This window comes from Candidatus Ancaeobacter aquaticus, assembly GCA_030765405.1.
GTDB classification, from domain to species: Bacteria; Auribacterota; Ancaeobacteria; order Ancaeobacterales; family Ancaeobacteraceae; genus Ancaeobacter; species Ancaeobacter aquaticus.
In genome coordinates this window covers 1-9998 of sequence record JAVCCP010000069.1, presented here as the reverse complement: position 1 = coordinate 9998, position 9998 = coordinate 1, and the positions used below count along the sequence as shown (strand labels likewise).

Here is a 9998-nt window from a genome sequence, read left to right as displayed (position 1 = left end):
CTTTAATTGAACCATCCGTAATTCGCGATCGATCATAGTCTTATTAAACCGCTCTAACTCCTTTGTCCTTATTTTTAATTCTTCTTCATTTTTCTTTCTCTCTGTAATGTCTCTTAGTATAAGTAATGCCCCCGAAAGTTTTCCGTTATCGCCAAACAGAGGATCGAAGATAATATTACACCACTTGTCACCTACCTCGATATCTAACACTTCTCTTTTCTCTGTTTTTTTTCATACGCTCAAAAGAACAATTTTCGATTGGTTTATCAGTACCGTGAATCACTGAGCAGCATTTCACACCTATTATTTCACTGAATGGTTTGTGCAACACTCTCTCCATTTCGCGATTACACCGAATGATCTTTTTATCAAAATCTAATATGGCAAGACCATCATTTATCCCATTAAAACAATCACTCCATAACCGTGCAACCTCCATTAACTCTCTCTCCGCGGATAAAAGATCTTCTTTCTCTCTCATTCCCTTAATTGCTCTTTTTACAGAAAAAGACAGACGTCCCAATTTATCTTTAAGAACATAGTCCGTCGCTCCACTTTTCATTGCATCTATTGCTATTTCTTCACCAAGAGTACCTGCTACAATGATAAATGGTATGTGTGCGTAACGGTCGAGGACCATATCAAGTGCCTGCAAACCTGAAAAAGAAGGCAATCTATAGTCTGCTAAAATTATGTCCGGATTATAATTCTCTAACTCCTGCAGGAACTGTTCTTTTGTCTCTGCCCGTCTCATAACAAAAGATATCTTTTCTTTCACCAACTCACGTTCAACAAGCTCAGCATCATCCGCATTATCCTCTAAAAGAAGAATTTTTAATTCTTTTTCCATTTTCACCTGCCCGTTCAAAGTACTGTTATAAAATCTATTTTTTACTATCCCCTTGCAATCTATCGATATATTCTTTTTGCGAATTAATCACAGCATTGAGCTCGGCTATCTCACGCTTAAGCCCTTCCATCCTGAGTTCCCTACCGACCATCATCTTATTGATCTTTTCAAGCTCCTCATTCTTCGCTCGCAGCTTGGTTTCTCCTTCTATTATTTCGCTTACATCCCTAAAAACACCCACCATATAATCTACTGCCCCTAATGTTACAGGTATTGAATTTATATCAGCGTAAAAAACAGTGCCGTCCTTTCTTTTCACCGTTGAATTTCTGAATAGGCTTTTTTCTCCGCTCATTTGTTTTTGAAGTCCTTCCATCACAGAGTCCAGATCTTCTTTCGGATGAATATCCTCTATCCCTAATGTTTCAATCTCCTGTGCGCTATAGCCCAACATCTCACATATTCGTTTATTCGGCAGTGAAAATTTTTTCGTATCTTTTTTTGCCAGAACAACTCCATCCATCAGGCTGTTAAAGATATCTTTATATTCATCTTTTATTATCAATATTGCATCGTGTTCTTTTTTTAAATCAGCTACCACACTCGAGAATACTATGCCAGCAACAAAAAACAATACGAGAATTACTGAGCGTATATAGATTTCATGAGGCGGAGGGTGTAATATTAATAAATCAAGAAAACTATTACCCTTATAAAACATGTAATAGTCGGCAACTGCATCAGCTATCCATACCACGATGCCGAACAGGACAAACATTATTAATGTTTTAATTCTGGCTCTCACGAAAAACCCTCATTTTCGTTTTCGTTTTCATTGATAATGAATATATTTTTCCACTACCGCAAACAATTCAGCTAATTCTACCCATTACTAGCATTCATAGTAATATAGCGTTTAGTAAAAGAATAAAAATACATTTAATATCCGCTAAACGCTACCCGCTATCCGCTATCCGCTAGTACGAACGCTACTTATATGTCCCTAATTGCTTTAACGATTTCTCCGGCGATTTTTTCTAGAGGGACTATTTTATCTACACATCCTGTTTTAATAGCCGATCGGTTCATTCCAAACACCACCGATGTTTCTTCATCCTGCGCGATCGTTGTACCGCCGGCATTCTTTATTGCACGGATACCTTCAGCCCCGTCATTTTGCATTCCGGTCAAAATAACGCCGATTGCGGATTTTCCGTACGCACAAGCCGCGGATTTCATCATTTCGTCAATCGAAGGAATATGAACCATCTTTTTGGTTTTAGTTTCAGACAAGATTACTACGCCATCAGTGCCTATATTAATATTATAGCCGTCGGGAGCAAGAAATACTGTCGAACTCTTCAAAACATCGCCCTCGGCAGCAACACGAACATCCAAAGAAGAGGTTGTTTTTAACCACTGGGCCAGCCCCTCAATAAAACCTTCTGACATATGCTGAACAATAACCACGCCCGCAAGAAAGCCTGAAGGCAGCTGTGACAATAATACTTGAAGAGCCTGAGGGCCTCCGGTTGAGGAACCGATCACAACTATCTTATCCACACCTTTTTTACGAACTGCCTTTGGAGCTGGCGATTTACTAATCTTCATGCGCCGCAATGGTTTTACCCGAGAGGCAATCTTAACTTTTTCAATTAAATCTACCGCAAGCATTTTAACATTTTCTGAGACCAAAATAAAATCCATAGCACCGACACTCAAAGCCTTAAATACAACATCTCTCTCGACTGTGCTTACAACAATAACGGGTATTGGCGAATCTTCCATTATTTTCTCAAGGGCTTCCATTCCGCTCATCAAAGGCATTTTAAGATCCATTGTAATAACATGAGGCTTTAGCGCGATTGCTTTTTTTACCGCCTCCATGCCATTGCAAGCCGTACCGACGACCTCTATCGAAGAATCGCTATTCAAGATAGATATAAGTATATCTCTCATTAACGGAGAATCGTCTACGACAAGGACATTGATCTTATTTTTCATATTTACCTCAGTGTTTTATTAGCGGATAGCATTTTACTAGCGTATAGCACATAGCGTTTAGCGGATAGAAAATGTATTTTTATTCTTTTACTATACGCTATGTGCTAAACGCTATACGCTATATTGCTATATTGCTATACGCTATAATTCATTTTATTCCCAGGTATAATTTTACTTTCTTTACTATGAATTCAGGCATAGGCGGTTTTATAATGTAATCATTCGCTCCCGCATTAAAGGCCTTATTGATATCATCCATTTTACTCCTAATTGAAAGCATTATAATTATTGGATCTCCTACTCTGCTGTCTTCTCTTAGCTTTTTACAAACATCATATCCATTCATGCCAGGTAAATTTATATCCAGCATAATCAGATCAGGTTTCATCTGCCGGGCCTTTTTCAGGCCCTCTTCACCATTCTGGGAAATATCAGCTTCCAGCCCCTCTCCCACAAGAAGGTCTTTTACGATCGCCGCTTCCGTAGGACTATCTTCTATAACAAGTACTTTTTTTGCCATTATCTTCCCCCTCCCCTTTTAAATAGCGTTTAGCGTTCATACTAGCGGATAGCGGGTAGCGTTTAGCGGATAGTAAAAGATATTATTAATATTCCATCCTATTCGCTATGTGCTAACCGCTATATTACTCGATTGCTATGTGCTATTTTTTTTATCATACAATAAAGCATTCCTCCGACTTCTTTCATTAAACTTTCTATATTATCACTTTTCTGTGAATATTTTAAATCGAACGATAATAAATATTGTGTCTCCAGCTCACATAATGAACCATAGGCAACAGACAAAAACTGCTTATATTCTTTATCGTGATTCCTTCCATAACCTTCGGCTATGTTAGAAGGAATAGATACGGAACACCGCCGCATCTGCTGTGCCAATCCATATGTTTCACATTTTGGAAAACTGTTGGTAATTTTATATATATTCAACACCAGCTCATACGACCTTTGCCACACTATAAGATCTTTAAACGATTTTGTCCTCATACCCTATCCTCGATTTTTACTAGCGATTTTTACTAGCGTATAGCAATATAGCGTTTAGCGGATAGAAAATGCATTTTATATTCTTTTACTATTCGCTATACGCTACCCGCTAAACGCTAGTAAAACGCTATATTAACCTTTCTATCACTTCCAATAACCCTTCAGATGTAAAATCACTTTTCAATATGTATGCGTCCGCGCCCGCTTCCATGCCCCGTTTTTTATCGGCATCGCTATCTCTGGTGGTAACAATTATAACCGGTACGTCCTTATACAATTTATCTTTTTTTAGTTTCGCCGTTAATTCAAAACCATCCATCTTAGGCATTAAAACATCTGTAATAACAAGATTGAATTTTTCCTGGCCAGCTTTTATTAACGCCTCTTGTCCGTCACGGGCTATTACAACGGTAAAACCCGCTGATTCCAGGATATTTTTCTCCAGCATTGCCGTACTTAAAACATCTTCGGCAAGAAGGATAGTCTTTCTCTCTTTCTTTGCTTTCGTACGAGCCGGTTTCACAACAGGTAGTCTTACAACACAGCCTTCCGCGGACTCTATAATAAAAGGTATGTCCAATACCAGAATTACCCTGCCGTCACCGAGAATTGTTGCACCGGCAATATTTTTTGTTTTTCTAAGAGGATGGCCAAGCGGTTTGCATACTATTTCCTGGCGTCCAAGAAGCTCGTCAACCAATAGCCCTATCTTCTTCTCAACAGACTGCACTACAACAACCGAAAAGAACCTTTTCTCTGTTATGCCTCTGGCTGAAAAGCCGAACAGATCGCCAAGCCGTATCAACGGCATTATATGGCCTCTTACCGTTACCGCCTCTTTTGTCTCTATGGTTTTTATCTCCTGAGGATTTACCCTGATCGTTTCCACAATAGTGTCTATAGGAATAGCAAATACCTCGCTTCCCGATGAGACAAAAAGACTGCCCGTTATTGCCAGAGTGAGCGGTAATTTCATAATAAATTTTGTACCGGTATCATTCCCTGAAACAACCTCTATCATCCCCTTTAATTTTGCGATCCTATCCCGCACAATGTCCAGCCCTACCCCTCGACCGGATACTTCTGTCACTTTTTCACTGGTACTGAAACCGGGCATAAACAGGAATTGAATGACTTGCTCATCTGTCACCCCCACGATCCTTTCCTTTGTAATTAATCCTCCATTAATGGCCTTTTCCTTCACCTTATTAATATCTATCCCGGTGCCATCATCCGATACTTCAATTATAACCTGCGAACCTTTTTGAAAAGCATTTAAAGTAATCTTACCGTTTTCGGTTTTATTCTTTTTTGAGCGTTCCGCCGGCTCCTCGATACCGTGATCAAGGGCGTTTCTCAATAGATGCATTATAGGATCTTTCATCTGGTCAATAATACTCTTATCTAAATGCGTATCTTCACCTTTTATCTCAAAATCAATATCCTTTCTCTTCTCATGCGCCAAATCCCGCATTGCTCTGGGAAATGTATTAAACAGATAAGAAACCGGTATCATCCTGAGACCCAGCACCTCATCCTGTATAAGAGATGACGAAAAATCAATATTCTCGTCAACCTCTTTTAATTCATCTATCAAACCACTTAACCTCTCATCTATTCCTTCCTGAGACTCTTTTTTTTCTATCATATCTAGAACTAACTCATGCAGCCTTATTCTGGAAACAAGCAATTCTCCCGAAAGATTCATAAGAGTATCCAACTTACCTGTGTCTATACGGATACTTTCTTCCACCTCAGTTGGCGCTACAACTTCTTCCGCCGCCTGCCGGCCACTCTCCGCAGTTCCAGTAAGAGAGAGACTTTTTTTCTTCTTCTTTTTTACCCCGTCTTTCGCACCCCGTTTCACCTGCGGCCTGGAAGGTACTCGGGCAATCTTTCCGGAAAGCAGATCATCGAGCTTTTCACACAGTCCTTCAAGATACGGTCTATCAATACCTTTTTCTTCCCACACAACTTTATCTTCCAAAAGCACATCCATCGCATCCAGACATTCAAATAGCAGATTAAAGCAATCTTTTTCTATGCCGGATTTTTGTTTGGCCGCTTTTTCAAATCCATCTTCGATTGTATGGGCAATTTCAACAATTCTCCTGTACCCCATCATGGTCGCCGCACCTTTTACAGTGTGTGCTTCCCTCATCAAAAGATCAAGAAGCTCAGGATTTTCGGGATCCTTTTCAAGATCCAAAACCCCCTGGTTAAGCTTTTGAATATGCTCTTTTGTTTCTGCTTTGAATTGTTCTATGTATTTTGATTTATCAAAACCCATTAAATATTCCTTTTACGCTAAAGCGTAGAAACTGACCCAATACCAACACTGCCCAAACTATCCGCTATGCTCCAGGATTATAATTTAAAATTTCCCGCGACGCCCTTAAGCTCTTGTGCCAGCGTTGTCAGCTGTTTTGCCGCTACCTGTGACTGCTGCGCTCCAGATGCAATCTGCTTCATTGCATCATTTATATTTACCATAGCGTCCGCTATTTGTTTTGACCCGCTCATTTGCTGATTTGCGCTCATTGATATTTCCTTTGAGCTCTCAGCGACATTTTTTGATAATTGCACTTCTTCATCAACGCTGTTAACACTCTTTTCCATGGACATTATGACATTGGAGATCTCATGCTGGATAATTTCAATGAGAGCGGTAATATCCTTGGTGGATTTTGCCGTTGAATCGGATAATTTCCGTATCTCATCAGCAACAACGGTAAAACCCCTACCCTGCTCACCTGCACGCGCCGCCTCGATCGCCGCATTAACCGCTAAAAGATTTGTTCTGTCCGCTACATCGTCTATTAACTCAGTGATATTACCTATTTTTTGGGACCTCTCGCTCAATGAAGAGATAATCGTGTTTGTACTGCCTAGTAAACCCTTTATCGTAGCCATTCCATCCAAGGCATGATGAGCCGTCTGTGAAACTGTTTGTATGTTCTCTCCCACCTGCTCAGCGCTCTTTGATAACTCTGTTGCCGCGGAAGTTGTTTCGCTTCTCGCCGATGACTGCTCTCTTGCGCCTGCCGCCTGTTGTTGGCTGGCCGCGGCAATCTCATTTCCGGCCGATGCTATCTGGTTTACCGCATCCTGCATCTTAACCAATACCACAGCCAATCCTTTTACCATCGTGTTGAAACTATTTGCCAATACACCTATTTCATCGCCGTTTTTTACCGATATGGTCTTTGTTAAATCTCCCTTCGCTACCTCTTCGGCAAAATTTGCCAAACGCATAATAGGATTAGAGATCCTGTTAGACACGATTACAGCAACAATAGTAACCGCAATTACGATCAATACTACAATCACAAAAACAGTGTTTCTTAGCCTTAATGCGGGCGCAAACGCCTCGGACTTGTCTATTTCCGTCATCACCGCCCAGTCTACTCCCCCTAAATAGTGATTATGCCCCAGAACATAATTTTCGCGATAATCTTTGTATATCCAGTTTTTACAGATTCCGGGGCCCCGTTTCACCTGTTTTGCGGCAAATACGTCTCTTATACCTTCCGTATCAATCTTCCTTTTCAGGATCGTGTCCCCAGAGGCAAACCGTGAATTTGACCTCATAAGATAGTCACCGCCGACCAGATATGTCTCGCCTGTTTTCCCCATCCCATAGGCTTGCTGCATTATCACATCGATTTCCTGTATTGAAAGCTGCAAGGCCACTACCGCAAGTATTTCCCCCTGATCAGTATAAATGCCATGAGCTGAAAAGGCTGCCGGCATGTTTCCGCTTGGCGCGTAAAATTCAAAGTCTGTTAAACCTGATCTGACTTCGCCTTTCAAGATCTTTTTTGTTACCTTTGCCAAGTTGCTGTCATTGTATTTGCCTGTTATCATATTTGCGCCAAAATCCGACTCATGCAGTACCGTGTAAACAACATTGCCGGTATTATCTATAAGAAAAAGATCTTCACAATTATACCTATCCATAACATCCTTCAAGTAAAGGTCTATCTTCTTGATAAGGGCTTCATATTCCGCAGATTTTGCAAAAACGGTAAACGTTTTTTGGCTATCCTTAAAAACGTTTTCCATCTCAGCTATTGTAGCCACTATCGAGGGAGCTTTTGACAATAGAGCCGTATCAGAAACCCATTTCTTCAAATAGTTGGATATCCAGTTTGTTTTAAGCTCTGCTACGACCGTAAGTTTTTCAAAGGCTTCTTTTTCAAGCGCTTCTTCAAAGTTTCTATACGCCAGAACACCCATTAAAACCAACGGAATTATGGCCATTAACAGGAATAGGGAAACTAATTTAGTTTTTATGCTTCTAAAAAATGTTTTTTTCATCTTTCTCCTCCACAGTATAAAGGTTACCAACAGTTACAAGCGCTGCTTTAAAAAATCTAATCTTCTGTTTGCAGCCGCGTTATTTCTTCGCAATCCAGGATTTTCTCCATATCCAAAAGGACCAGTATCTTACCATCGAGCTGGATCTCTCCCTTTGTATATACCGCAAGGTCACCCCTCAGCGTTACCAGCGGAGGCTCAATGAGATCACAATCGACATTAAGAGTCTCTTCTATTGTATCGACTAAAATACCTACTGAAGAACCTCCCGCATCAGTTACAATGAGCTTCGCACCTTCAGCCCGTTTGAGCCTGGTTATACCGACAAAATATCTTAAATCAATTAACGTAATTATCTCGCCGCGAAGATTCATTACTCCCGCAATAAATTCCGGCACATTAGGGACCTTTGTTATCCGGCTAAGCCTTACCGCTTCTTTGGCCTGCTTTATATCTATACAATAATACTGGCCGCCTAAAGAAAATGATACGACCCTTATCTTTTCTTTTTCTTCCACGCCGGAAAGCTCTTCTTCATTTACTTCGATTATTATCTTGTCTTTTTTACCGGCCATTATCACTCCATGCACTTTAATAAAACAACCGCGATCTTTTTCGTCACAGGACGTATCCGCCACTGTTTTGCGGCAAGAAAACGCGTTGTTATTTTTTAGTCCTTCTGTCTTCTCTTAATCTCGACCCTTCCATGCACCTCTTTAATCCCTGTTATTTCACGCGCTGTAAGGAGCTTTTCAATATCCGCGATAAGAATCAGTCTTTTTTCAATCCTCCCTACACCTATGAGATATTTTGCCTTTTTTAAAACGTCATCCGGAGGGGTGATGTCAGAAGTGTGAAGCGTTATTACATCAGATACAGCGTCAACAACGACCCCCATAAAATGGCCGTTTTTTAGCTGCGATATTATGATACGGCTCAAACGGTTGGAATCTAAATGCCCAAGACCGAATTTCTTTCTCAAGCTGATCAGGGGAATGACTTTGCCGCGCAGATTCATTACTCCCTCAACAAAATCAGCGGAATCAGGAATAGAAATAATTTCTCTCATTCTGATTATCTCGCAGACCTGGCCTATATCAAGGACATATTCCTTGTCAGCGAGTTTGAATGTAACAAGAACCATATTATTTCCTCTACGTACAGACATATACCGATACAATAATTCGCATTACCCCATACTCTTAAGGCGCTCAATATTATTCTTACATACACTTATCAATGTCGCGGCATTAAATCCACCGCTAAATGCAATTGTATCACCTGAGGTATCTTTTAGCAAAATCTTTTGCGTGTTTCTGAATTGGCGCAGAGCATCTTCAATGCGCCCAACTTTCCTTAACACTACCCCAAGGCTAAAATGCGCCAGCACAAAATTCTTATCAAGATAAAGGGCCTTTTTAAAATTCTCCCTGGCCTGATCAAAATCTTCTGTTTCTATATATATATTCCCTAAAAGATAATACAGCGGCGCAAATAGCGCGTTGATCCTTAAAGCGACACATAGTTTTTCTTTTGCTTCATCTATCCTGCCCTGATTCATATAGATTTCAGCGGCAAAAAAATAGGGCTCGATAACATTTCTGTCCACCGCATGCGCCTGCTCAATAACTGTGAGCGCCCTGTCATACTTCTTCATATAAAGATCTTTCATTATCTGAACAAGCAAATCTTCCATCTTACCGGAAGGTACCGTGTGCTCTTGCGTCTCAATCTTTTTCTCGGACGCCATCTCAGCTTTTGATATCTCATCTATTATCTCTTGGGCTTTTTTCTCCGGTGGTTTGGGCCCTTTAAT

11 protein-coding genes are annotated in these 9998 nt (G+C 40.5%); all 11 read right to left on the bottom strand.

The features are described 5' to 3' along the window. Window positions 1–210 (bottom strand): hypothetical protein (locus P9M13_09360; protein ID MDP8263488.1); only part of this gene is annotated, 210 nt, incomplete at its 3' end. Beyond that, window positions 188–850: a response regulator gene (locus P9M13_09355; GenBank protein MDP8263487.1), complete on the bottom strand. Its 663-nt coding sequence runs from the start codon at window positions 848–850 to the stop codon at window positions 188–190. The genes P9M13_09360 and P9M13_09355, both read right to left, overlap by 23 nt. Before the next feature lie 34 nt (window positions 851–884). Then, window positions 885–1655 carry a PAS domain S-box protein gene (locus P9M13_09350; GenBank protein ID MDP8263486.1) on the bottom strand — a complete coding sequence of 257 codons (771 nt, stop codon included), beginning with the start codon at window positions 1653–1655 and terminating at the stop codon, window positions 885–887. A 188-nt stretch (window positions 1656–1843) separates the two neighbouring features. Further along, window positions 1844–2854, bottom strand: coding sequence for a chemotaxis-specific protein-glutamate methyltransferase CheB (cheB, locus tag P9M13_09345; GenBank protein MDP8263485.1), 1011 nt, complete (start codon window positions 2852–2854; stop codon window positions 1844–1846). A 148-nt stretch (window positions 2855–3002) separates the two neighbouring features. Beyond that, window positions 3003–3374: a response regulator gene (locus tag P9M13_09340; GenBank protein ID MDP8263484.1), complete on the bottom strand. Its 372-nt coding sequence runs from the start codon at window positions 3372–3374 to the stop codon at window positions 3003–3005. Between the two features lie 119 nt (window positions 3375–3493). Next, window positions 3494–3862, bottom strand: coding sequence for a four helix bundle protein (locus tag P9M13_09335; GenBank protein MDP8263483.1), 369 nt, complete (start codon window positions 3860–3862; stop codon window positions 3494–3496). Between the two features lie 127 nt (window positions 3863–3989). Then, window positions 3990–6152: a hybrid sensor histidine kinase/response regulator gene (locus P9M13_09330; GenBank protein ID MDP8263482.1), complete on the bottom strand. Its 2163-nt coding sequence runs from the start codon at window positions 6150–6152 to the stop codon at window positions 3990–3992. A 77-nt stretch (window positions 6153–6229) separates the two neighbouring features. After that, window positions 6230–8182: a methyl-accepting chemotaxis protein gene (locus tag P9M13_09325; GenBank protein ID MDP8263481.1), complete on the bottom strand. Its 1953-nt coding sequence runs from the start codon at window positions 8180–8182 to the stop codon at window positions 6230–6232. A gap of 56 nt (window positions 8183–8238) precedes the next feature. Continuing rightward, complete coding sequence (locus P9M13_09320; GenBank protein MDP8263480.1) at window positions 8239–8757, bottom strand: chemotaxis protein CheW; 519 nt, start codon at window positions 8755–8757, stop codon at window positions 8239–8241. A gap of 95 nt (window positions 8758–8852) precedes the next feature. Continuing rightward, window positions 8853–9350 (bottom strand): chemotaxis protein CheW, encoded by a 498-nt coding sequence (locus tag P9M13_09315; protein MDP8263479.1) that lies wholly within the window; start codon window positions 9348–9350, stop codon window positions 8853–8855. A 21-nt stretch (window positions 9351–9371) separates the two neighbouring features. Continuing rightward, on the bottom strand, window positions 9372–9998 hold a 627-nt coding region (locus tag P9M13_09310), incomplete at its 5' end, for a tetratricopeptide repeat protein (GenBank protein ID MDP8263478.1).

Excerpts from the sequence above, each read along its gene's own strand:
- P9M13_09340 (MDP8263484.1), bottom strand. The coding sequence starts at position 3,374 with ATGGCAAAAAAAGTACTTGTTATAGAAGATAGTCCTACGGAAGCGGCG.
- P9M13_09330 (MDP8263482.1), bottom strand. The coding sequence starts at position 6,152 with ATGGGTTTTGATAAATCAAAATACATAGAACAATTCAAAGCAGAAACA.
- P9M13_09335 (MDP8263483.1), bottom strand. The coding sequence starts at position 3,862 with ATGAGGACAAAATCGTTTAAAGATCTTATAGTGTGGCAAAGGTCGTAT.
- P9M13_09325 (MDP8263481.1), bottom strand. The coding sequence starts at position 8,182 with ATGAAAAAAACATTTTTTAGAAGCATAAAAACTAAATTAGTTTCCCTA.
- P9M13_09315 (MDP8263479.1), bottom strand. The coding sequence starts at position 9,350 with ATGTCTGTACGTAGAGGAAATAATATGGTTCTTGTTACATTCAAACTC.
- P9M13_09355 (MDP8263487.1), bottom strand. The coding sequence starts at position 850 with ATGGAAAAAGAATTAAAAATTCTTCTTTTAGAGGATAATGCGGATGAT.
- cheB (MDP8263485.1), bottom strand. The coding sequence starts at position 2,854 with ATGAAAAATAAGATCAATGTCCTTGTCGTAGACGATTCTCCGTTAATG.
- P9M13_09320 (MDP8263480.1), bottom strand. The coding sequence starts at position 8,757 with ATGGCCGGTAAAAAAGACAAGATAATAATCGAAGTAAATGAAGAAGAG.